Source organism: Actinoplanes sp. NPDC051346, assembly GCF_040682215.1.
In the GTDB taxonomy this organism is placed as follows: domain Bacteria; phylum Actinomycetota; class Actinomycetes; order Mycobacteriales; family Micromonosporaceae; genus Actinoplanes.
The window spans coordinates 243602-265949 of record NZ_JBFBAJ010000002.1; the positions used below are offsets into that span (position 1 = coordinate 243602).

A 22348-nucleotide genomic window follows, 5' to 3' on the forward strand; every position below is an offset into this window, starting at 1 on the left:
TCAGCCCTTGCGCGGGCCCCAGAAAACGTAGCGGGCGCCGTACGGCACGGCGACGGTCTCGCCGTCCGCGCAGGCACGGGTCGGGGCAGTGCCGCCCGATGTGGCGAGCCGCTGAATGAACGCCGCGTCCGCGAGGACACCGTCGGCCGGGCCGCTGTGGCTGTTGACCTCCAGGAGCAGCTCGGGGATCGTGCCCGTGCGCGGTAGCTCGCCCACCTTCACGGCCGTGACCAGCGATCCGTCCCGTTCGGACTGCCAGCTCGGCCCCTTGAAATGGTGGACACGCCCGCCGGCGCCGACGAGCCTGGCCTCCGGCACCGAGGGGCCGACGAAGGATCCCTTGGCGCAGGTGTACGTCTGGGTGCCGCTGACCACCCGGTAGCTGCCGATCCTGCGCATCCCGGGCGGCGGCTCGATCGGCGACGGCGTGCTGGTGGCGCTGGGGCGCGGCACGGGCCGCCCCTGCTCGGCGGCGGAAGCCTGAACGGTCACCGCGGCGATGGCGCCGACGACGGCGACGGCGGTGCCGCCGAGGATCGCGGTACGAAGTGGGGTCCGCATGGGGTGTGGCTCCTCCGACTCGGATTTCAACATGTCGATGGTGGACACGGGCGGAAGCTCGACGCGGTTCATCGATCCATCCGAGTGGATGGAAGGACTGCCTGTTCGGGCACCCCACAATGGATGAACATCGGCAGCGCCCGGACCTGCCGCCGCGCGATTGAAACATGACCCCGGTCAGCAATCCGCCCCCACTCAACTCACCGACACCAGGTGACAGCGCTCACTGGGGTCGATGCGTGCCGACCCGAAGACTGGTGACAGGTAACCGGGAACGGCGAGAGGGGAGCGGGCCGTGGACAAGCAGTACGAACGGTTCTGTGTGGTGGATCCGCTGTTCTACGACTCGCTGAACACCCGGAATTCGACCGCGGCGTTCTTCACCGCGGCGCGCCGACCGGTGCCGTCCGGCTGGGAGCGCGAGGCCCTCGACGACTGGCTCGTGTACGCACCGACCGGCGGCAGCCTCCCGGACCAGGGCTGGAAGATCCACGTGTCGGCCTGCCTGACGAACGCCGAACGGGTGCTGGACGTGGTCTTCGACTACTGCCTGAGCCGCGCCGTCGCGTTCAAGTTCATCCACGGCCCGGCCGCCCTGTTGATGCGCAACGCCAAGTACGCCCGGCGCGGCACCAGCGGCAAGTTCGTCACGATCTACCCGCGTGACGAGGCCGAGCTGGAGCTGGTGTGCAAGGAGCTCGGCGATCTGCTGCACGGCGAGCCCGGGCCCTACATTCTCAGCGACCTGCGCCTCGGCTTCGGCCCGCTGCACGTCCGGTACGGCGGTTTCGCCGCCCGTTACTGCGTCGTCGACGGCGTGACCGAACCCGCCATCGCCGACCCGGCCGGCAGGCTCGTGCCGGACCGGCGTGACCCGGTCTTCCGGATGCCCGCGTGGATCACGCTGCCGGAGTTCCTCGCCCCGGATCTCGCGGCGCGCGCTGCCACGACCACCACCGATCTGCCCTACCGCATCGATTCCGTCATCCACTTCTCCAACGGCGGTGGCCTCTACACCGCTACGGACACCCGCTCCGGCGACCGGGTGGTGCTCAAGGAGGCCCGGCCGCACGCCGGACTCGACGCCACCGGCGCGGACGCGGTGACGCGCCTCGACCACGAGCAGGACGCGCTCGAACGTCTGGCCGGCCTCCCCGTGCCGCGGGTGCGCGACCGGTTCCGGCTGGGCGAGCACGAGTTTCTGGCGCTGGAATTCATCGACGGCACGCCCCTGAACAAGCTGCTGGTCGAACGCTATCCGCTCATCGACGCGACCGCGGACCCGCGGCGCTACCGCGACTACGCCGCGTGGGCGATGGACGTCTACGGGCAGGTGGAGCGGATCATCGACGCGATCCACGAGCGTGGCCTCGTCTACGGCGACCTGCACCTGTTCAACGTGCTGGTCCGCACCGGTGCGCCGGAGGGGGACACGGTCGCGCTGGTCGACTTCGAGGTCGCCGGGCCGGTCGACGGCTATCGCCGGCCGGGGCTGCGCAACCAGGGCTTCGCGGCGCCGCGCGACGTCAGCGGGCGCGACGTCGACCGGTTCGCGCTGGCCTGCCTGAAACTGGCGCTGTTCCTTCCGCTCACCAACATGCTGCGACTGGCGCCGAGCAAGGCGTCGCACTTCGCGGATGTGATCAGCGAGCGGTTCGGCGTACCCGAAGGCTGGTTGGCCGACGCCGTGGCCACGATCACGGCACCGGCCGCGACCCGCCCGCGCGCCTCCCGCTCCGACACCGCCGTCGCCGGCTCTGGTGACGCCGACGCCGACGCCGACGCCGACGCCGACGCTGACGCCGGCTCTGGGGCGGGGACGCCGTGGCGACTGTTCGACGCCGGCGCCGCTGGCTGGCCGGAGCTGCGCCGGCAACTCGCTGACGCGATCGTGGACAGCGCCACGCCGCAGCGTGACGACCGGCTCTTCCCCGGCGATATCGAGCAGTTCCACTCGGGCGGGCTCAACCTCGCCTACGGCGCGGCCGGTGTGCTGCACTCCCTGCACGTCACGGGCGCCGGCCGTTATCCCGGCTTCGAGGAGTGGCTCGTACAGCGGGCACTGTGCCCGCCCTCCGGATCGCGGCTCGGCTTCTACGACGGGTTACACGGCGTCGCGTACGCGCTGCACGGGTTGGGTCGTCGGCAGGAGGCGCTCGACATCGTCGACCGCTGCCTGGGCGAGAAGTGGGACGAGCTGGGCCCCGACCTGATGAGCGGGCTCGCCGGCATCGGGCTGAACCTGCTCCACCTGGCGGACGCCACCGGCGAGGCGACGCTGCGCGCCGCGGCCTGGCGAGCGACCGAGCTGCTGTCCGAACGCCTCCGGGCCGCCGGTGACCCTCCCGCGCTCAGCGGCGGACGGCACGGCCACGCCGGGCTCACCCACGGCTGGACCGGTCCCGCGCTGCTGTTCCTTCGAATGTACGAGCGCAGCCGCGACGTCTCGCTGCTGGACCGCGCCACGACGGCGCTACGCCGGGACCTCGACCGCTGCGTGATACGCGACGACGGTGCGATGGAGGTCAACGAGGGCTGGCGGACCATGCCGTACCTCGCCCAGGGCAGCGTCGGCATCGCCATGGTCGTCGACCAGGTGCTCGCCCACCGCGACGATCAACGCCTCGCCGAGGCGAGCGACGCGATCAGCCTTGCCGCGCGATCGCCGTTCTATGCCCAGTCGGGGCTCTTCACGGGCCGGGCCGGCATCATCGGCTACCTGGCTCGGCGCGAACCGGACGGTGAGCGACTGCGGGCACAGATCCGCGGCCTGGCCTGGCACGCCGTGCCCTTCCGGGGCTGGCTCGCCTTCCCCGGTGAGCAGCTGCTGCGGCTGTCGATGGATCTCGCGACCGGATCCGCCGGCGTGCTGCTCGCCCTCGGCGCCGCACTGCACGACGAGCCCGTGGACCTGCCGTTCCTGACCCCGGCAGCGGGCACCCCCACAGCTTCCCTCCGCCCGGAGGGGAAGGAAATCCACACCGAGCACGGAAAGAGGTAAACGTAATGGCACTTCTCGACCTGCAGGGAATGGAACTGTCCTCCGAGGCCGCGTACGGCGGCGGTGGCAGCCGGGCCAGCCTGCTGCTCTGTGGTGACAGCTCGCTCAGCGTCACGACCTGTAACTGACCGGCGTCAACCAGCGACACCCGGAACCGGCCCCGAACCGGACTGCCCCCCAGCCCGGTTCGGGGCCACACCGTGCGAGTGGCGGCCAGGGGAGGTGCCATGTCCGTCATGGACGGTGATCGGCTGCTCATCCGGGCGGTGCGGCACGGTGGCCCGTGGGCGACCGGGCTGGCCGCGGCGGCCCTGACGGCCTCGGCCGCGGATCTGCTGCTGCCGGCCGCGCTCGGCGCCGCCGTCGACGCGGTGCTCGCACCGGACGGGCACCCGGCGCGCTGGTTGGCGGTCGCCGTTGGACTGCTCGTCCTGATCGCCGCCGCCGAGATCCTGACCGATCTCGCCGCCGGGATGAGCGCCGCGCGGGCCACGGCCCGGCTGCGGCACGCGCTCGTCGGTCACATCGTCGCGTTAGACCTCCGGGTGTCCCGCCGATACCCGCCCGGAGATCTCGTCAGCCGACTCGTGAGCCAGGTCCCCGAGGCGGGAGGCGCCGCGGCTTCCGTGGTCCTGGCCGGCGCCGCCCTCGTCCCGCCGCTGGGCAGCCTGGTCGCCCTCACCCTGATCGACCCGTGGCTCGGCGGCACCTTCGTCGGCGGGCTGATGGTCCTCGCCCTGCTGATGCGCACCTACGTCACGGACGCGGCCGAGGCGACCACCAGCTATCAGCGCACTCAGAGCGACATCGCGGCGCGGCTGACAGAGGCACTCGCCGGTGCCCGCACGATCGGCGCCGCCGGCACGGTCGAGCAGGAGATCGCCCGGGTCCTGCGGCCGTTGCCGAGCCTGGGCCGCCACGGTGGCCGCACCTGGGACACGATCGGGACGGCCGCCGCGCGGGGAGCGGTGGTAGCACCGCTGCTCCAGCTCGCCGTCGTCGCCGTCGCGGGTCTGGCCCTGACCGCCGGGCGACTCACTCCGGGCGCGCTGCTGGCCGCGTTGCAATATGCCGCCATCGGCGCCGGCCTCGGCAGCGTGGTCGGCGTGCTGGGACGAATCGCCCGTGCCAGGGCGGGCAGCGGGCGGATCGCCGAGGTCCTCGCCGCGCCCACGCACCGCTACGGCGACGCCGACCTGCCCGCCGGGGCGGGCCGGCTGGAACTGCGCGCGGTGACCGTACGCACTCCCGAAGGCGCCGACCGGCCACTCCTCGACCGGGTCGATCTCGTGGTGCCGGGTGGCGCCACCCTGGCGGTGGTCGGTCTCTCCGGCTCCGGAAAGTCGACCCTGGCCGCGGTTTCCGGCCGGCTGCTCGACCCCGACGAGGGCGACGTGCTGCTGGACGGTGTGCCACTGAGACACCTGCGCGCGGGCGTGCTGCGGCGGGCGATCGGATACGCCTTCGCCCGGCCGGTGCTCATCGGCGACACCGTCGGCGCGGCCATCGGGCTCGGCCCGGACAGCCGCGCCCCGGACCTGCTGCGCGCCGACGCCCGGGCCGCGCGGGTCGACGCGGTGGTCGACCGGCTGCCCGCCGGTTACGACACCCCGCTGCGTGACGCGCCCTTGTCCGGCGGCGAGGCGCAACGGCTCGGCGTGGCCCGGGCGCTGCGCGCCGAGCGGTTGCTCGTGCTCGACGACGCGACCTCCAGTCTGGACACGGTCACGGAGTACGAGGTGTACCGGGCGCTGGTGGGCACGGCTGATCGCCGTACCCGATTGGTGGTCACCCACCGGGCCGGCACCGCCGCGCGGGCCGACCTGGTCGTCTGGCTGGACCACGGGCGGGTCCGGGGATGCGCGCCCCACGACGCGCTCTGGCCCGACCCGCGCTACCGGGCGCTCTTTCAGGCGGGTAAAGGATGATCTTCGCGCTGGCCTTCCTGCGTCGTCATCCCCGGGTGCTGGCCCGGCTGGCCGGCTGGTCGGTGCTCGAGGCGCTGCCCGCCGTCCTGTCCGGACAGGCCGTCGCCCGCGCGCTCGACCACGGCTTCCTGGCCGGCCGTCCGGCCGCCGGCCTCGGCTGGTTGGGCCTGCTCGCCGCGGCGATCCTGGTGGGCGCGGTCGGCACCCACCGCACGTTCCGCTGCCTCGCCGACCTGGCGGAGCCGCTGCGCGACGAACTGGTGGAGCACGTGGTCGCCGGCACGCTGCGCCGGGCCGCGATCGACGGCGGGGGAGCCGACCGGTCGGCGGTGGCCCGGCTCACCCATCAGGTGGAGATCGTCCGGGACACGTTCGCCGGTCTGATCATGACCCTGCGCGGCTTCCTGTTCGCCATCACCGGAGCCCTGGTCGGCCTGGCCTCCCTGGCGCCCGTGGTGGCGTTGCTCGTCGCGGCGCCGCTGCTGGCGGGGCTGACCGTGTTCGTCGCGGCGCTGCCGAGGATGGCCGCCCGGCAGCGCGCCTACGTGCTCGCCGACGAGGACCTGGCCGACCACGCGGGCCGGGCGTTCGCCGGGCTGCGCGACATCGTCGCCTGTGGAGCCGAACGCCGGATGGCGGCGGAGATTTCCGTTCCGGTCGACGCCCAGGCCGCCGCCGAGCGGGCGGTCGTCCGGATGACCGCGACGCGCGGCATCAGCCTCGCCGTCGGCGGTTGGCTGCCGCTGGTGGTCGTGCTGGTGGCGACGCCGTGGTTGGTGGACCGGGGGCTGACCGCCGGGGCGGTCCTCGGCTCCCTCATCTATCTGCTGCATGGGGTGCACCCAGCCCTGAACCTGCTCGTCGGCGGCCTGGGAGGCGGTGGCGTGCGCCTGGTGGTGACGCTCGACCGCATCCTGCGAGCGAGCTCGGCCGAGCCGGTCGTGCCCGGCGACCCGGCGGCTCGGCCCGACAGCGCGGACGTGACGCTGCGCGGCGTCACGTTCTCGTACGGCCGTCGCGCCGAGCCCGTGGTCCGCGGCCTCGACCTCGACGTCCGCGACGGCGACCATCTCGCGATCATCGGGCCCAGCGGAATCGGCAAGTCCACCCTCGTGGGCCTGCTCGCCGGCACCCTGCAACCGCAACAGGGCGAGGTGCGCGTCGGTGGCGAGCGCACGGGACGGCTGGACGTCCGCACGCTCGCCCGCCACCGGGTGCTCATCCCGCAGGAGGCGTACCTGTTCACCGGCACCCTGCTCGACAACCTCCGCTACCTACGCCCGGACGCCGACGTTCAGGACATCGACCGCGCCGTCGAGGCGGTCGGCCTCCGCGCGGTCGTGCGGCGACTGGGCGGATACGACGCCCACGTCACCCCGGACGCGTTGTCGGCGGGCGAGCGCCAGCTCGTGGCGCTGACCCGCGCGTACCTGTCGCCGGCGCGGCTGGTCCTGCTCGACGAGGCGACCTGCCACCTGGACGCGGCCGGCGAGGCACGCGCCGAGCAGGCGTTCGCCGCCCGCCCCGGCGCGCTGGTCGTCGTGGCTCACCGGGTCAGCTCGGCGTTGCGAGCGTCCCGGATCCTGCTGCTGGACGGCGAGGCCGCGACGCTCGGCACCGACAACTCGCTGCGCGGCACCTCACCGCTCTATCGCGACCTGGTCGGGCACTGGTCAGTCGAGCCAGCCGGACTCCTTGGCGATGCGGACCGCCTCCAACCGGTTGCGGGCGCCCGTCTTGCGCAGGATCGCTGAGATGTAGTTGCGGACCGTGCCGGCGGTCAGGTGCAGCGTGGCGGCGACCTCCTGCGACGGTGCGCCCGACGCGGCCGCCACGAGCACGTCACGCTCGCGGGTCGACAACGGGTTCCGCCGCGCGGCCAGCACAGCGACCGCGACGCGCGCGTCCATGACGCGCTCGCCGCGCGCCGCCTGCCGGATGCCGCACGCCAATTCGTACGGCGCCGCCTGCTTGCCGACGCAGCCACGGACCCCCGCGTCCAGCGTGCGGCCGAGCCGGGCGGGCGCGTCCTCACCGGCCAGCAGAAGAATCCCGCAGTGCGGTAGCTCCAGATTCATCCGATCGACGACAGGCAGATCCGATTCAGCGAGCAGGTCGGTGTTGATGACGGCGACGTCGGGCGACACGGCTCGCGCCATCGGAAGTACCTCGTCGATGCGCCCGAGTTCGGCGACCACGACCAGGTCGGGTTCGAGCGACAGCGTCACGGCGAGGGCGCCGCGGAGAAGATTCATGGGTTCGACGAGCAGTATGCGGATCACGGTGGCCTCCCAGGCCGGATCAGAGCTTGGCGGTGGGACGCCGGCGCCCGGACACCTGTCGGTGAGATGTCACGCGCGGCGCTGGCGGACGGCCATCAGCGGGGGAACGCGCCGGTGATGGCCTGCTGGCTGTCCCCTGAAGGGAGGCCTGCTCAGCTGGGAGGTCCTGCGTAGTTGACGGTACGTCCACGGGCGGCGGTGGTCCGGTCGCGCGGCACGTGGGCCGATGCCGCTCCGGGATGCCACGACGCCAGGAGCGCACCCATCATCGGTGCGCCGCTGGCGGCTCCGCCGGCCGCGCGCTCACTCGTGCCGTGCGGCGTGGGCTGCGACGGAAGGCTCGGCGGTTGCGTCGGGCCCGCGGGTTGCTTGGAGTTGACGCGGGCGGCGAGACCCGCGGTCGTCGTTGTGGCGGTCCGCCAGAGCTTGGACGCCTCGCGGCACGGCACGACGCCGGCCGCCCGGATCGACGCCGCCGGTGCGGCAACTGGCGCCGGGGCGACCGGCGGGACGAGGACGGGGAGTGCCGGGAAATCCCATGCGGGCCGAGGCGCCGGCAGCCGGGGCGGTGCCCCGGCACCGGGTCGCGCCGGCAGCTGCAGTGCGACGCTCAGATCGGGCAGCACCGGCACCTGCAGGGCCACGGTCAGATCGGGCAGCACCGGCAGGTGCAGTGCGGCCGTGAGGTCGAGCAGTGCTGGCACGTGCAGGGCGGCGGTGAGGTCGAGCAGTGCTGGCACGTGCAGTGCGGCGGTGAGGTCGAGCAGTGCTGGCACGTGCAGTGCGGCGGTGAGGTCGAGCAGCGTCGGCACGTGCAAGGCGACGCTCAGGTCGAGCAGTGCCGGCGGAGTCTCCTGATCGGGCGACGTGGGGCGTAGCGGGGCGCCGGGCAGCGTCGAAACCGAGAGCTCGAGCGGGCGAAGGGCCGTGCGTGCCTGGTCCCGAGCCTTGGCCACCGCCCGGCGCGGCGGCTCGGTGGGCCGGGCCGGCCGTGCGGTTTCGCGCTGCTTCGCAGCATCCCGACGCAGCGGTTTAGCGAAGGGCCGCGTGGGCCTCGCCGCGGGCTCGTGCCGTCTTGCGGCGGGCCGGGCTGGTTTGGCCGCGGGCTCGTGCCGTCTTGCGGCGGGCCTGGTCGGTGTTGCCGCCGGGCGGTGGATGGTCAACCCGGGGATCGCCGTGATCGTGCCTCGTGCCGGCGACTCGTCGCCCCGAAGCCCGCCGACGTCCGGAACTATCTCCCCGGCGAGGGCGCGGGAAGCCGCATCCCTGACACCTGTGTCGGCATAGGCCGGGTGCCCCAGCAAACCGACCACAATGTACGCCGCGAGGCCCGCACCGGCCACGAACAGCAGACGGAGGAGGGCGCTAACCGCCGGTGCGGCAACATCTCGGCGCACAACCCCCACCTCCTCGCCCGAGGCTACCGTCGGTCGAAGTCCGTCGCGAGTCGACCAAGAGACCGCACCGACAACCGCGATGACGGCCACCGGGCTGACCGAACCACGCTGGCGGCGGCATCCGCTCACTGACGACCAGGCGAGAGGCGTCTCGGGCGTCGTGAGGGAATGGGCGAGCCTACCGACGCGGCGTCACTCGATCGGGTGACCACCTCACCAGAGGCCGTGGTATGCCACGTTGACCACGAGAGTCGCCACCGTCGTGACGAAGAAGACGGCCCATCCGACGAGGTTGCGCGATCCCACCCGCATGTGGGCGATGAACGCGCCGACGAAGTAGAGCACGAGGCAGAGCGAGGTGAGCGTGCCGAGCGCCGGCACCGCGAAGCCGGCCAGCAGTCCCAGTGAGCCCGCCGCCAGAGCCGCGCCCAGCCGGGGCATCCAGGAAAGAGGCAGGCGCTTCATTTCCATTTGGGACCGCGGGAAGGGGTGGTTGATCAAGTATGTGACGGCGGTGATGGCGGTGAAGACCGAGGCGAGAATATTGATCGTTACATAGCTGGCGAACACGGAGGTCCTTCCGGTGATCAAGGGGTCACCGGATGATAGCCACCGAACCGATCGATGATCCTAAAGGACTGCGTTCAGACCGGAGCGAGGGCGCTGCGTCCCTTGCCGTTGGTCTTGGCCGCGTACATGGCGGCGTCGGCGCGGCGTAGCAGCGCCTCCACGTCCCCCTCGCCGGGCGCGCGGGTAGCGATGCCCACGCTGGCGCCCACCCGCGCGATGCCGGTGCCGACCGCGAACGGTTCCGCGATGGCCCGCACCACGCGATCGGCGACGAGGGTCACGTCGGCGGCATCGCGGATCGGCTCGGTGATGACGGCGAACTCGTCGCCGCCGAGGCGGGCCACCGTGTCGGCGGCGCGTACGCACTCGCGGAGCCGCTCGGCGACCTGGAGCAGCAGGGCGTCGCCGGTGGCGTGCCCGAGCTGGTCGTTCACCGCCTTGAAGCCGTCCAGGTCGATGTAGAGGATGGCCAGCGGGGTGCCGAGGCGGTCCTGGCGGGCGAGCGCGTGCCTCGCCCGGTCGTGGAACAGCGCCCGGTTCGCCAGCCCGGTCAGCGAGTCGTGGAAGGCCAGGAACTCCAGCTGGCGCTCGCGTTCCCGCAACTGCTCGACGGCGCTGCCGAGGCGACGGTTCAGTTTGACGTTGTCCCGGATCGCGGTGAGCTGGCGCCCGACCACGAGCATCACCACACCCATGGCCATGAGATACAGCACCGGGTCCAGGGTCCAGTCGCGCAGCAGCAACCCGAGCGTGATCACCATGCCGACAGCGAGCGGGCTGTATGGCAGCGCCAGGCCCACCAGCGTGAGGAGTTCCCGCCGCTCGGCGGTGTTGCGTCGCGGGGCGCTGGCCGATCCCTCGGTGGCCGCCGGGCCCATCCACCAGACCCCGAAGCCCACCAGCAGGAAGCCGACGACCCATCCGAAGTCGGCCATCCCTCCGGCCTCGTACCGGTCGGTGTTGGCCAGGTACGCGAAGACGCTGTCGGCGATCGCCAGCCCGAAGGCGCCGAACACCACGGTGACCAGTGGGCCGCGTTGCGCGGTGCGGGCCCGGGCCAGCACCAGTAGGGCGATGCTGGCGGTGGCGATGTCGGCCATCGGGTAGAGCAGCAGGAGGCTCCACTCGAGCGGACTGCCGGCGCCGCCGCGGACGATCGGTCCCAGAACCAGGGCCCAGCTGACGTAGAGCAGCGAACCGGCGATGAGCGCGCCGTCCAGGCCGGCCAGGACGCGGTGCAGTCGCCGTGGCACGAGCACCGCGATGCCGACGACCAGAAATACCACCGACGCGACATATCCGACGTCGGCCAGCGAGGGGAACGGGGGTTCGCCGGCATAGAGCTCGTAGTAGCACCACACGGCCTGACCACTGCTGTACGACAGCAGGGCCAGGGCCAGCAACAGGCTGCCCGACCGCGGCGTGCCGGCGGCCCGGCGCCATCCGAGCAGGGCCAGCGTCGCACCGAGCATGGGCACCACGACGAGGAAGATATCGCCGAAGACGATCATGCCGTGGTCGCTCAGCGGGCGGGCCAGCACGACAAACAGGTACAGCGCGATGAACGTCGCGCACAAGGCGCCGACCGCTCGCAGGCGGCGCACCGGTATGCCGTTGGAGAGCCGGGGCGACACCGCCGCCGTACCCTGCTCAACCGTCCGTTGCGAAACCATGACCCTATCCTCGGGTCGCGCGGGAAGCGGACGGCCGTGTTTTCCGGTGCAGTCGGGGAGTAGCCGCGACAATATGCTTGGTCGCCGCCCCGCCTCCGTGAGCTGGCTCACGGACGTGGGACCAGGGTCTACCGCTGGTGTTCGTGGTGCCTGAGTGGCCGGAAGAAGTCGCGGATGTCCTCCGCCACGAGGCCGGGCTCCTCCCTGGCGACGAAGTGACCGCCCGCCGGCAGGTCGTGCCAGAAACGGATATCGGTGTACGTGCGATCGGCGAGCGCCCGGGGCATTCCGAGATCGCCCACGCCCACCGTGATCCCGGCGGGCACCGTGAGGACGGGAAGGGGCAGTCGGTGCGACCGGTCGAAGTACGGGCGGAACGACGACCCGATCGTGCCGGTCGCCCAGTAGATCATGATGGTGGTCAGCAGGTCGTCCTTGCTGAACCGGCGCTCGACCTCGCCACCGCAGTCGCTCCACGCCTGGAACTTCTCCACCAGCCACGCGGCCAGACCCGATGGCGAATCCATCAGCGCCGCGGCCAGTGTGTCCGGGCGGGTGGCCTGAATCTCGGCGTACCCTTCGCCGCCCTCCCACTTGTCCCTCGACCACCGCAGGAAAGCCTGCTCGGCGGCGGTCAGATCGGCGCTGCGCTCCGGGGGCGGGAACGCCGCCTGCGCCACATGGATCCCGATCACCCGGTCGGGATGGGAGGCGGCGATCCAATGGCTGACGCTGCTGCCGATGTCCTCGCCGTAGGTGCCGAAGCGGGGGTAGCCGAGCACCTCGGTCATCAACCGGACCCAGGTGTCCGCGGTCCGTTCCGGGGTCACCGGTCCGCTGTCCGGCGGGGCCGAGTAACCAAAGCCCGGCAGCGAGGGCACCACGACGTCGAAGGCGTCGCCCGGGTCACCGCCATACGCCGCCGGATCGACGAGCCGCGCCACCAGCGGCAGCATCTCCACGAACGAGTACGGCCACCCGTGCGTCACCACCAGGGGCGTCGGCGCGGGCCGACCGGCCTGGCGGACCCCGCGGGCATGGACGAAGTGCACGGTCTGCCCGCCCACCTCCGCCTGGTATTGGGGGAACGAGTTCAGCCACCGCTCCCGGCCGCGCCAGTCGAAACCGGTGGCCCAGTAGTCGAGCAGCTCACGCAGGTAGTCCGGGTCCGTGCCGGCGGCCCACCGCTCACCCGGCGTACGCGCGGGAAGCCTGGTCCGGGCCAGCCGTGTCGCGAGATCGTCGAGCACGGACTCGGGGACCGCGATCGTGAAGGGCGTCATGATCGATGATGATGGCAGACGGCCCCACGGGCGCCACAACGCCGTTCTGAGGGCTCAGGGACGCGCCGCGGACCACCGGAACTGACGTGTCGTCGTCGCGAACCACCGGTCGGTGAGTCCCTCGTCGAGCATGCCGAGCCGTCCGGCGACCGCCTGCGAGGCGGTGTTGTCGGGATCGGTCAACGCGAGAACCCGGGTCAGCCCCGCCTGCTCGGCGGCGCCCAGCAGCGCCCTCGCCGCCTCGGTGACCAGGCCCCGACCCTGATGGTCCGGGTGCAGGTTCCACCCGATCTCCACCTCGGTGGTCATGCCCGAGGCGTCCTGCAAGGGCAGCAGCAACACCGTACCTACCGGATCCGCACCCCAGTGACCGGCGGGATCCGTCACCAGGAGCGCCCACAACCCGTAGGGCGACGGCAGGCCGGCCTCCCGCTCGCGCCGGCGGGCGAGTCGCTCCCGGGCCTCGTCCAGGTCGGCCACCACGCGCCGAGGCTGTGCCCCGAGCCATCGCATGACCTCCCACCGGGAGTAGATCTCGAAGTACGCGTGAAGGTCGTCCTCCCGCCAGCGGCGAAGCAGGGTCCGAGAGGTGCGCAGCAGTTCCACGCTGCGAACCTACCGTCGCGCGGGCGCACTTCTCAAAGCCGGGCAACAGCTACGAAACGTCCGCGGGGACCGCCGGTTCGTCGGGTGCGCGGGCGGCGGCCGGCCTGGCAGGATGAGCCCGCAAAAATGTTCATGTTGAAGGAGCGGCTGTGCCCGACGGCGACGACGTCACCACCCCGGCGGCGGGGTCTGTCGCCCCGGCGTTCGTGCCGCTGCAGCGTTCGCCGCATCCGGCGGAAACGCCCTTCGACATGCCGTTCGTCCCCCCTTCCGGCCTGCCGGATCTGCTCCCGGAACGGAGTCGCTTCAACTGGCGCCGATGGGCCGGCGGCCTGTTCGCCCTGGCCACCGTGGTCGCCGTCCTCGGCAGTGCCGTCTACGTGACCGTGCACGGGCCGTTCGACGCTCCCGAAGAGCCCACCGCGTCCCGCCCGCTCACCCCGACCGAGTCGGTGCGGGCGGCCCTGGACCTGCAGGCGCAGGCCCTGCTCAGCGGCGACGAGAAGGCCTGGCTGGCGGTGGTCGACCCCAAACTCCCCAAGCTGCAAGCCCGCTATCGGACCATGTTCCGGTCGCTGCGCACGCTCGGCGTCAGCCACTTCGACTACCTCGTCGACTCCGGGTACGCGGCCGACGACAACGCGGTCAAGGTCGACGCGGAGATCACGTACTGCTTCGTCGGAGACAAGTGCGGCGCGGCCGGCGCCCCCGACACCGACGGCATGCCGGTGGCGTTCCACGAACTCGTCCTTACCCCGCGCGACGGCAAGATGCTGATCACCTCGCTCGTCTCGAAGAAGAGCGGCGACTGGACCCTGCTGCCCGCGCCCTGGGAGGACAGCGAACTGGTCGCCGTCCAGGGCAAACGGGTCACGCTGCTCGCCACGCCCGGCGAGCGCAAGCACCTCAAGCGGCTGCTGCCCATCGCGGAACGCGCCGCGGCGGTCGCCGACCGGTTCGCCGGGCTGGTCGCCAACCCGCAGCAGCGCTACCGGATCTACCTGGCCGGCCCCCGGCAGTGGAAGACCTGGTACGGCGGTCAGCGCGGCTCCTGGACCGTCGCATACACACAGACGCTCGTCAGGTCCACGACCGACGTCGTGCTGAACATGGCCGAGCTGAAGAACGAACCCGACCTCCTCGCCACCACGATCCAGCACGAACTCGCCCACGTGGTGACGGTCGGCGGCCTGAACCAGAGCGGCTCCGGCTCCAGCGGCATGTGGCTCGAGGAGGGCATCGCCGAATACATCGGCTGGCACCCGAACCTGGCCACCGCCAGCTGGCGCCGCCCGTCGGTCCGCGACGCGGTGCACGGCACCGACCGCCCGGAGTCCATCGCGCTCCACGCGCTCGCCGACGACGCCGACGACGACGAGAGCGACGCCTTCTACGGCCTCGGCCACTTCGCCGCGAGCTGCCTCGCCGAGAAGTACGGCGAGAAGGCCCTCTTCACCTTCGTCCGGCTCTACCTGCGCGAGGACAGCGACCTCGACCGGGCCTCCGAGGAAGCCTTCAGCAAGCCCTTCAAGTCCGTCGACAACGCCTGCCTCACCTGGATCCGCGACCGGGCCTGACCCGCCGCTAAGACCTCCTGTCCCCTTAGGACGAAGTCGTCAAGGTCGGCAGCGCGGGGCAGGGATGGCTATGTGATCGGCTCCGTACCGTCAGTGGCTTTCTGGTTGGTTACGCGGATTTCACACCCCTGTTCGGCATGCTGTCCGCCGAACGAATCGACCGAGGGGGCGTGACGATGGTGAGCGCAGACGGAACCGGGCGGACGCCGGCCGGAGGTCTCACGGGGGCCTGCGGCGAAGTCGACACGTTGGCGGGGTCATGAGCCTCACCGGAACGCCGCTGCTGGTCGGCACGCTGGGGGCCGTGTTCCTGACGGCCGTACTGGTCGCCATGTCGTGGGAGCGCGGCGGCCGGCTGCGTGTGCTGGTGCGCGGTGTTGCGCTGCTCGCGTCCCTGGTGAGTATCACCGCCGCGGCGCTGGTGCAGGTGAATCGGATGACCGAGGCGTTCACTCTGGAGGCCGCGTCGCAGTCCACGGCTTCGGCCAGCGCGGATCCGGCGCCGGACGCCCCGGGGTCGGCGACGGGCAGTGTGATCCGCAAGGTCACCGTGCCCGGGAAGGCCAGCAAGCTCAACCTGACGATGTTCGTCTACCTGCCCGCCGCCTACCGCACCGGCAAGCAGCGGTTCCCGGTGATCCAGGCTCAGCATGGCTTCTCCGGGAATCCGCGTACCTGGCTGACCAAGCTTCGGGTCCAGTCGGTCCTGGACACGGAGATCGCCGCCGGTCGGATGGCGCCCACGGTGGTGTTGTTCCCGTTCCAGTCGCCGAGGCCCGCGACCCTCGACACGGAATGCACCAACCTCGTCGGCGCGGAACAGACCGAGACGTTCCTGACCGTCGACGTGCCGGCGTACGTCAAGGCGAAGTTCCGTGTCCGCAACGATCGCGCGGGGTGGGGCCTGATCGGTTACTCGGCCGGTGCCTACTGCGCGACCAGCCTGGCCCTTCGGCATCCCACCCTGTACGCGGCCGCCGCCAGCCTGTCCGGCCTGGCCGGGCCGGGCATCACCGTCGGTGACGGCCTGGAGGCCACCGAACACAATGTGCTGTGGCGGCTTCAGCACCTGCCCCAGCCGCCTCTGGCTCTCTGGATCGGGTGGGCGAAGGACGAGAAGAACATCCCTCGCGACTCGGAGCTGATCGTCCGCGCCGCCCGGCCTCCGCTCTCGGTCACCACGGCCGTGCTGGAACGCGGGGGCCACAGCCACACGGTCTGGCGTCAGATGGTGGGCCCGGCGTTCGACTGGCTCTCCGCCCGCCTGGCCCGACCGTTGCCCTGACCTCCGCCCCGGCGCGGCCGCACGGCCGCGGATCCGCCCGCCTACTCCGAGGAGTGTGTCGCGTGGGTAGGGCCGGAGACTCCGGTATAGGCGAGGTGCCACAGCATGCCCTCGGCGGCGTGCTCGAAGTTGTGGCAGTGGTCCATCCACACGCCGGGATTGTCGGCGGTGAACGTGATCTCGTAGGACTCGCCCGGCGCGACGTTGAGGGTGTCGGTCCACCACGGACTGCCGCTGACCCGCGCGTCGTTGCGGGACAGGACGCGGATGCGGTGGCCGTGCAGGTGCATGGGGTGGTCGATGATGCCGCGGTTGGTGAACCGCATCCGTACGGTGTCACCGCGGTCGACCATCAGGGTCGGGATGGCCGGGCTGGACGCCCCGTTCACGGTGTTGGCCCAGGCGAAGTCGCCGTTGGCGAACCCGAAGCCGTTGTCCATGACGAGGTCGAAGGTGCGGTTGGCCGGGCGCTGCGCTCCGGTGCCGTCCGGCGTGCCGTAGTGGGTCGGATCGAACACGGGTCCGTCGCCGGTGGCCCGCGGGGCGGCCGTGTCGTCGGCGCCGGGGGTCAGGACGCGGGTGGCGGTGTCGGTCTGCTCGGCGGTGTGCATGCTGACGACGACCGGGGTGGCGGGCATCGGGAAGCTCACGTCGTAGCGGCCACCGGCGGACAGCAGCAGGATCCCCCCACTGGGCAGCGGGCCGGGTTCGTGGACGGCGTTGCCGTCGATCGCGGTCACCCGGTGCTCGGTGCCGGTCACCTGGACGCGCTGGGGGTTCCGGGAGCTGTTGATCAGGCGCAGGCGGACCGGCTTGCCGGCGTCGACGTGCTGGGTGGTGCGGTTGTCGGCGGTGTCGAGCGCGCCGATGAGGTCCTTCCCGACCGGCCACTGGTGGGTGAAGAGCGTCGATTCGTGGGACCGGGCGTTGTCGGGCCCCGCGGGTGGGTCGATCAGGAGGGCGCCGAACAGTCCACGGGCGACGGCCTCCTGCGAGTCGCGATGGGTGTGGTACCAGAAGGTGCCGGCCCGGTTGGGGACGAACCGGTAGACGTGCCGGCCGCCGGGCGTGACGGCGTCCTGGGTGACGCCGGGAACGCCGTCCTCGGCGTTGGGCACGTCGACGCCGTGCCAGTGCACGGTGACGCCCTCGGCGACATCGGTGTTGACCAGGGTGACCTCGACGAGCTGGCCCTGCCGCACCCGCAGGGTGGGCCCCGGTGACGCGCCGTTGAACGTCAACGCCTCGATGTCCGTACCCGAGGAGAGCCGGACCTTGCCCTGCGCCGCGACCAGGGTGAACCGCACATCGGGTGTTCCCTGGCGGGGGCCGGTGAGGGTGGCGATGGCGGTGCCGTGATGCCCGTGGCCGGCGGCCGAGGCGGGGGCCTGGTTCTGCACATACAGTCCGACGATCGCGAGGATCAGCGCGACGGTGCTCAGGGTGGCGAGCCACGGCAGGCGGGCCGCACGAGATGCGGTGGCCCAGGGGCGGAGCCGGGCGGCCGCTACCGCCCCGATCGTCGCCAGGATGACGAGGCTGATCGCGGCGATCACGGTCCGGTCGGCCGGATCCTGGGGAACCCAGGCCAGGTAGGCGGAGATCAGCACGCCGGTGGCGGCGACCTGCCCGGCGATCCGGGTACGGGCGCCGCGCACCGCCGAGGCGATCGTCACGGCGAGCGGGAGGACGGCCACCGGCAGGCCGACGGTGACCCGGTCGCTGACCAGGTGCCAGCTTTCGGTCCACAGCAGCGCCGCGACGACGATCCGGGCGGCGAGCAGGACGCCGGTGACGATCAGCGGCCATCGCAGGCGGCGTCCGCCGGCGGCGCGCAGGGCCAGAGGTATCGCGCTGATCGCGGCGAAGACCGCGAGGAGCAGGTCGATGATGAACAGCGGCTCAGCCACGGGGCACTCCGGGGGCTCGGGGCGCACCGGTGATCACCGGTGCGCCACCGATACTGGCGGGAACCCCTGTTCAATCGGGTCGTCAGCGACCGCTCAGCGCTGCTCAGTTCTGTTCACCCGTGGGCCCGTGCCGTGCAGCTCGATGTCCCAGAGCGAGGCGCACACCTGGTCGAGGCCCTGACGCAGGTGCCGGCGATAGGTGCTGAAGGCCATCCCCGCGCGGCGGGCGGCCGCCTCCTGGGTGGGCGCACCCGAGAAGAAGGTGGCGACCAGGGCCTCGTGCGCCTTGACGGTCTTGGTGTGGTGGCCCACCTCGCCGACCGCTTGCTCGATCAGCGCGCGCAGGTCCGCGACGGCGTCGGTGGAGTCCGCCACGAGCCGGGTCTTCAGCAGGTCGACGACGGCGAAGGCGCGCGGCGACCGCCAATGCTGCAGGGCGTCCCGCACCGCCTGGTCGAACGCGGTGCGGGTGGTGCCGGACGGAGCGGCCGGCGCCGGGACGTCCGTCTCGTTGATGATGTGGTCGATCCAGGTCTCGAACGGCACCTGGCGCCAGTCGTTGACGAACAGCGCGTAGGTCCGGTCGCCGACCGTGGGCCGCACCCCGGCGTCGGTCATGACGCCCCTGAGCCGTTCGGCCCACGCCTCGTGATCGTGAAAGACCAGCATTCCGTACGCGCGGCCGCTGCCCACGCGGGCGACCTCGGCGTGCGCCCGCGACTGGTTCAGGTTGGTCACGGGTGAGGGCACCTCGTGCGCCTCGGGGTAGACGCAGAACCGGGTCATGCCGATGTGCTCGCCGGGCCGCGCCGGGGCGGTGCTCATGCAGAATTCCCAGGCAGCCGCGACGACCGGGTCGGTGGCGATGTCCTGGGCGTCGGGCGGGAACGGCAGGGCCAGCCGGGTGGAGAAGGCCACGGTCCGGCCGGTGCTGATCAGCCGGAAGACGCTGAACGCCTCCGGCTGCCTGCCGATCCAGTATCGGACCAGCTCGGCGGACTCGGGACCCTCCACATCGGCGGCCATCGCGACGATGGTCTCGACGTCCTCCGGCCGGAGCGGGTCGTCGTGCACCTCGCCGTCGCGGTCCCACACCTGGTTCTTCGCGATCGCTTTCACCTCGCGGAAGAGGTAGAAGATCTTTCTGGTGAGGTCGGCCATCTGGTCCGTCGGCGCCTCGCGCAGCACGCGCAGGTATTCCGCGGTCAGCTTCCGCTTCATCGCCAGGAACGCCTGAGGCGCGCGCCAGCGCAGGTCGGCGACGACGGCTTCGCGGGCCGCGTCGTGCGGGTAGATGCCGCGCGGTGTGGTCTCCATGAACGGCAGCCCGCGCAACCAGGCGAACAGGGTCTGGGCGTCCTCGTCCGGCAGGGCGGCGTGCAGCAGTTCCTCGGTGGTCGTGTGTGCCTGCGCCGCGACCTCGAGCGCCCGCCGATGCGTCGACGACGGCACCTCGCCGATCAGGCCGGCGATGAGCGTCCGCAGCGTCTCGGCCGACGACGACCAGTTCAGCGCGGCGCCGGGATGTGCCGAGTCGACCGCGGCGGCCAGGGAGAGCGCGAGGGGGTTGCCGCCGGCCAGCCGTACCAATGCTTCCTGGTTGTCGGCGTTGACGCCGTTGACCGTCAGCAGGCGTCGGGCCTGCTCCTCGCTGAGCGGTCCCAGCTCGAAGACCCGCAGGACGTCCGCCCAGCCCGGGTCGGACGTCCAGGCGGTCATGGGGGTCTGCCGGCCCGCCAGCACGACCAGGGCGCCGTCGGCGATCCGCGGCAGGAATTGCTGCCACAGCCACGCCTCCAACCACTGGCAGTGCTCGAACGAGTCCACGACGAGGACGGCGTCTCGACGGTCCAGCACCGGCTGGGCGGTGTGCTCGAACTCGGCGGGCGACCGGCCGACGAACCGGCCGTCGATCTCGATCAGGGGACGGCCGGCATGCCGCACCTGGTCGCAGAGCTGCCTGACCAGAGTCGACTTTCCGATTCCTCCGGGGCCGTGCACATAGAGAACCGGCGCCGCCGTCGGGTCCCCGCGCAACGCCGCCTCGAACGCCGCCAATTCGTCGTTTCGGCCGACGAACGCGCGCGCCCTGGCCAGCCGCAACCGTTCCGCCAACGATCGGGCGACCGGCATCTCGCTGTTGTCCACGTGTCCTCCCCGGGCACGTATCCTGGCACGTCGCCCCAAATCGATGATCATTCAGATAGGTGCTGTCAAGTAACAAGGACGTTGGTGGCGGGGCTGCCGGGCGGGGGGATGACCGGCAGCCCCGCCGGTCGGGGGGCTCGCCGGATCAGTCCCAGAGGCTGAGGCCGATGACGAGCATGGTCACGTTCTCCTTCAGCGGGTGAGGTTCTCGGCGGTCTTGCGGAGATGGTCGAGCCATGAGGAGAGTGAGGCGTCGAGGGCCTCGCGCAGGTTGTCCGGATCGGCCCGGACCGCGTTGCCGTCCCACGACTCGGCGGTGCGCACGACCGTCGCCGCACCGTCGGCGGTAAAGGTCCAGTCGTGGACGCCGGTGATGCCGTGCGCCGGACCGCCCCAGAGAATGCGGTACGGGGCGTCGATCGCGTAGACGGTCGAGGCGATCTGCAGGCCCGCGGTGCTCCAGTGGAACGTGACGCCCTGCCGCAGCGGCCCGTCGACATACGCGGTGTCGATGTCGGCCTGCCAGTCCCTCCACCGGTTGACGTCGGTGTGCAGGTGCCACACCCGGTTGATCGGGGCGGCGATGCGGATCTCGCGGCGGACGACGACCGCGGCGTGCTCCTCGATGCTCGTGATCATGTTCTGGTCCCCAGAGTCGGAGTCGGGCTTTCCGTGACTCCGACTCTGGCGGACGGTGCTGTCCAACCGCGCGGCCAAAGACTGCTCATCAATGGTCAACGCTGCTCATGCGCGAGGTCGACCCGCTACCCGGAGGCGGCTGGCCTTTCGGCCGTGTCGAGGGCGGCGAGCACGCCGTTGGCCAACTGCTCGACGACGCGGACCTGTTCGGCGTCGAGGTGGTCGAAGAACAGTCGCCGGACGGTGTTCACGTGCCCGGGGGCGGCGGAGGCGATCGCGTCCCGACCGGCGTCGGTGACGACGATGTAGGAGCCGCGGCCGTCATCGTCGCAGTCTTGGCGGGCGACGAGCCCACGGCGCTGCATGCGGCCCAGGTGGTGCGACAGCCGGCTCTGCTCCCATTCCAAGGCCCTCTGCAATTCGTACGGACGCAGCCGCCCGCCCGCCGCGTCGGTGAGCTTCACCAGCACGTCGTAGTCGGACAGCGACAGGCCGGACTCGGCCTGGAGCTGCCGGTTGAGCTCGGCGGTCAGCCGGGCCTGCATGCCCAGATAGGCGCGCCACGCGCGTTGCTGTTCATCGGTGAGCCAGATGGTGCCCATGACACCGGAGGATACCCGATTTCCATGACACATCATCTTGCTGGTAGATGACGTGTCATGTAACTTGGTGAAGGAAGCTCCGCTCCGCCACCGCTGGGAGGCACCACGATGAACACCCCGCTCACCCCGAAGATCGACGTCCGCCCGGCGGGCAAGCGCTACGCGACCAAGATCGACTGGCTGGACTCGAAGCACTCCTTCTCGTTCGGGAGCCACCAGTACCGCAGCAACACCCACCACGGCCTGCTGCTGGTCAACAACGACGACGTCGTGCACCCGGGCACCGGCTTCGACACCCACCCGCACCGCGACATGGAGATCGTCACCTGGGTGCTGCAGGGCTCCCTGGTGCACCAGGACTCCACCGGCCACTCCGGCGTCATCTACCCCGGCCTGGCGCAGCGGATGAGCGCCGGCACCGGCATCCTGCACTCGGAGAAGAACGACTCCTGGCGGCTGTCCGGCGATCAGCACAGCGACCCGGTGCACTTCGTGCAGATGTGGGTGGTGCCCGACGAGTCCGGCATCACGCCCGGCTACGAGCAGCTGGAGATCGACAACGAGCTGCTGGCCGGTGGCCTGGTCACCGTCGCCTCCGGGATGAGCAAGCACCACGACGACGCCGCCATCCGCATCAAGAACAAGCACGCCGCGCTCTACGCCGCCCGGCTTCAGCCCGGCCAGAGCGTACGGCTGCCCGAGGCGCCGTTCCTGCACCTGTTCGTGGCCCGCGGCGCCGTGACCCTGGAGGGCTCCGGCGCGCTGGGCACCGGCGACGCCGTCCGGTTCACCGCCACCGGCGGCCAGCGGCTCACCGCCACCGAATCCGCCGAGATCCTCGTGTGGGAAATGCACGCCACCCTTGCCTGACCCGGCGTCTCTCGCA

Annotated in this window: 18 protein-coding genes; 7 read left to right on the forward strand and 11 right to left on the reverse strand. The window is 71.5% G+C overall.

Going from position 1 to position 22348, the window contains the following annotated elements; genetic code table 11:
• The gene (locus AB0M36_RS05535; protein ID WP_364152879.1) at positions 1 to 561 is read right to left on the reverse strand and encodes a DUF3455 domain-containing protein; all 561 of its coding nucleotides are present in this window, start codon (positions 559 to 561) and stop codon (positions 1 to 3) included.
• A 295-nt stretch (positions 562 to 856) separates the two neighbouring features.
• Here AB0M36_RS05535 and lanKC point away from each other — a divergent pair, with 295 nt between their 5' ends.
• The 4 genes from lanKC (at position 857) to AB0M36_RS05555 (ending at position 7244) form a co-directional block, all read left to right on the forward strand.
• Positions 857 to 3562: a class III lanthionine synthetase LanKC gene (gene lanKC, locus AB0M36_RS05540; RefSeq protein ID WP_364152881.1), complete on the forward strand. Its 2706-nt coding sequence runs from the start codon at positions 857 to 859 to the stop codon at positions 3560 to 3562.
• A 5-nt stretch (positions 3563 to 3567) separates the two neighbouring features.
• Entirely contained in the window at positions 3568 to 3690 is a 123-nt protein-coding gene (locus AB0M36_RS05545; RefSeq protein WP_364152884.1) for a SapB/AmfS family lanthipeptide, read from the forward strand.
• Between the two features lie 99 nt (positions 3691 to 3789).
• The gene (locus AB0M36_RS05550; RefSeq protein ID WP_364152886.1) at positions 3790 to 5490 is read left to right on the forward strand and encodes an ABC transporter ATP-binding protein; all 1701 of its coding nucleotides are present in this window, start codon (positions 3790 to 3792) and stop codon (positions 5488 to 5490) included.
• The gene (locus tag AB0M36_RS05555) at positions 5487 to 7244 is read left to right on the forward strand and encodes an ABC transporter ATP-binding protein (protein ID WP_364152889.1); all 1758 of its coding nucleotides are present in this window, start codon (positions 5487 to 5489) and stop codon (positions 7242 to 7244) included. The genes AB0M36_RS05550 and AB0M36_RS05555 overlap by 4 nt, the downstream gene beginning before the upstream one ends.
• Here the strand turns inward: AB0M36_RS05555 and AB0M36_RS05560 are convergent.
• From AB0M36_RS05560 to AB0M36_RS05585, 6 genes are all read right to left on the reverse strand, one after another.
• Entirely contained in the window at positions 7164 to 7772 is a 609-nt protein-coding gene (locus tag AB0M36_RS05560; protein ID WP_364152892.1) for a response regulator transcription factor, read from the reverse strand. The genes AB0M36_RS05555 and AB0M36_RS05560 overlap by 81 nt on opposite strands.
• Before the next feature lie 152 nt (positions 7773 to 7924).
• Positions 7925 to 8728 (reverse strand): hypothetical protein, encoded by an 804-nt coding sequence (locus tag AB0M36_RS05565; RefSeq protein ID WP_364152895.1) that lies wholly within the window; start codon positions 8726 to 8728, stop codon positions 7925 to 7927.
• 654 nt (positions 8729 to 9382) lie between these two features.
• Positions 9383 to 9760, reverse strand: coding sequence for a DoxX family protein (locus AB0M36_RS05570; RefSeq protein WP_364152898.1), 378 nt, complete (start codon positions 9758 to 9760; stop codon positions 9383 to 9385).
• Between the two features lie 53 nt (positions 9761 to 9813).
• Positions 9814 to 11412 (reverse strand): GGDEF domain-containing protein, encoded by a 1599-nt coding sequence (locus AB0M36_RS05575; protein ID WP_364152901.1) that lies wholly within the window; start codon positions 11410 to 11412, stop codon positions 9814 to 9816.
• A gap of 128 nt (positions 11413 to 11540) precedes the next feature.
• Positions 11541 to 12695, reverse strand: coding sequence for an epoxide hydrolase family protein (locus tag AB0M36_RS05580; protein WP_364152904.1), 1155 nt, complete (start codon positions 12693 to 12695; stop codon positions 11541 to 11543).
• Positions 12696 to 12749: 54 nt separating this feature from the next.
• Positions 12750 to 13301, reverse strand: coding sequence for a GNAT family N-acetyltransferase (locus AB0M36_RS05585; RefSeq protein ID WP_364152907.1), 552 nt, complete (start codon positions 13299 to 13301; stop codon positions 12750 to 12752).
• A gap of 149 nt (positions 13302 to 13450) precedes the next feature.
• On the opposite strand from AB0M36_RS05585, the gene AB0M36_RS05590 reads away from it, so the two are divergent.
• Complete coding sequence (locus AB0M36_RS05590; protein WP_364152910.1) at positions 13451 to 14878, forward strand: hypothetical protein; 1428 nt, start codon at positions 13451 to 13453, stop codon at positions 14876 to 14878.
• A gap of 259 nt (positions 14879 to 15137) precedes the next feature.
• On the forward strand, positions 15138 to 16163 hold the full coding sequence (locus AB0M36_RS05595) for an alpha/beta hydrolase-fold protein (RefSeq protein ID WP_364152912.1): 1026 nt from the start codon (positions 15138 to 15140) through the stop codon (positions 16161 to 16163).
• 41 nt (positions 16164 to 16204) lie between these two features.
• Here the strand turns inward: AB0M36_RS05595 and AB0M36_RS05600 are convergent, their stop codons facing one another.
• The 4 genes from AB0M36_RS05600 to AB0M36_RS05615 form a co-directional block, all read right to left on the reverse strand.
• Positions 16205 to 18073 carry a multicopper oxidase domain-containing protein gene (locus AB0M36_RS05600; RefSeq protein WP_364152915.1) on the reverse strand — a complete coding sequence of 623 codons (1869 nt, stop codon included), beginning with the start codon at positions 18071 to 18073 and terminating at the stop codon, positions 16205 to 16207.
• 93 nt (positions 18074 to 18166) lie between these two features.
• On the reverse strand, positions 18167 to 20221 hold the full coding sequence (locus AB0M36_RS05605; protein ID WP_364152917.1) for an AAA family ATPase: 2055 nt from the start codon (positions 20219 to 20221) through the stop codon (positions 18167 to 18169).
• A 192-nt stretch (positions 20222 to 20413) separates the two neighbouring features.
• Positions 20414 to 20860, reverse strand: a complete 447-nt coding sequence (locus AB0M36_RS05610) for an SRPBCC family protein (protein ID WP_364152920.1) — start codon at positions 20858 to 20860, stop codon at positions 20414 to 20416.
• 125 nt (positions 20861 to 20985) lie between these two features.
• A complete protein-coding gene (locus AB0M36_RS05615) occupies positions 20986 to 21462 on the reverse strand; it encodes a MarR family transcriptional regulator (protein ID WP_364152923.1) in 477 nt (158 codons plus the stop codon).
• Between the two features lie 108 nt (positions 21463 to 21570).
• Here AB0M36_RS05615 and AB0M36_RS05620 point away from each other — a divergent pair, with 108 nt between their 5' ends.
• Entirely contained in the window at positions 21571 to 22332 is a 762-nt protein-coding gene (locus tag AB0M36_RS05620) for a pirin family protein (protein ID WP_364152926.1), read from the forward strand.
• The last annotated feature ends 16 nt before the right edge of the window (positions 22333 to 22348 follow it).

Excerpts from the sequence above, each read along its gene's own strand:
- AB0M36_RS05545 (WP_364152884.1), top strand. The coding sequence starts at position 3,568 with ATGGCACTTCTCGACCTGCAGGGAATGGAACTGTCCTCCGAGGCCGCG.
- AB0M36_RS05620 (WP_364152926.1), top strand. The coding sequence starts at position 21,571 with ATGAACACCCCGCTCACCCCGAAGATCGACGTCCGCCCGGCGGGCAAG.
- AB0M36_RS05610 (WP_364152920.1), bottom strand. The coding sequence starts at position 20,860 with ATGATCACGAGCATCGAGGAGCACGCCGCGGTCGTCGTCCGCCGCGAG.
- AB0M36_RS05555 (WP_364152889.1), top strand. The coding sequence starts at position 5,487 with ATGATCTTCGCGCTGGCCTTCCTGCGTCGTCATCCCCGGGTGCTGGCC.
- AB0M36_RS05575 (WP_364152901.1), bottom strand. The coding sequence starts at position 11,412 with ATGGTTTCGCAACGGACGGTTGAGCAGGGTACGGCGGCGGTGTCGCCC.
- AB0M36_RS05595 (WP_364152912.1), top strand. The coding sequence starts at position 15,138 with ATGAGCCTCACCGGAACGCCGCTGCTGGTCGGCACGCTGGGGGCCGTG.
- AB0M36_RS05550 (WP_364152886.1), top strand. The coding sequence starts at position 3,790 with ATGTCCGTCATGGACGGTGATCGGCTGCTCATCCGGGCGGTGCGGCAC.
- AB0M36_RS05580 (WP_364152904.1), bottom strand. The coding sequence starts at position 12,695 with ATGACGCCCTTCACGATCGCGGTCCCCGAGTCCGTGCTCGACGATCTC.
- AB0M36_RS05615 (WP_364152923.1), bottom strand. The coding sequence starts at position 21,462 with ATGGGCACCATCTGGCTCACCGATGAACAGCAACGCGCGTGGCGCGCC.
- AB0M36_RS05535 (WP_364152879.1), bottom strand. The coding sequence starts at position 561 with ATGCGGACCCCACTTCGTACCGCGATCCTCGGCGGCACCGCCGTCGCC.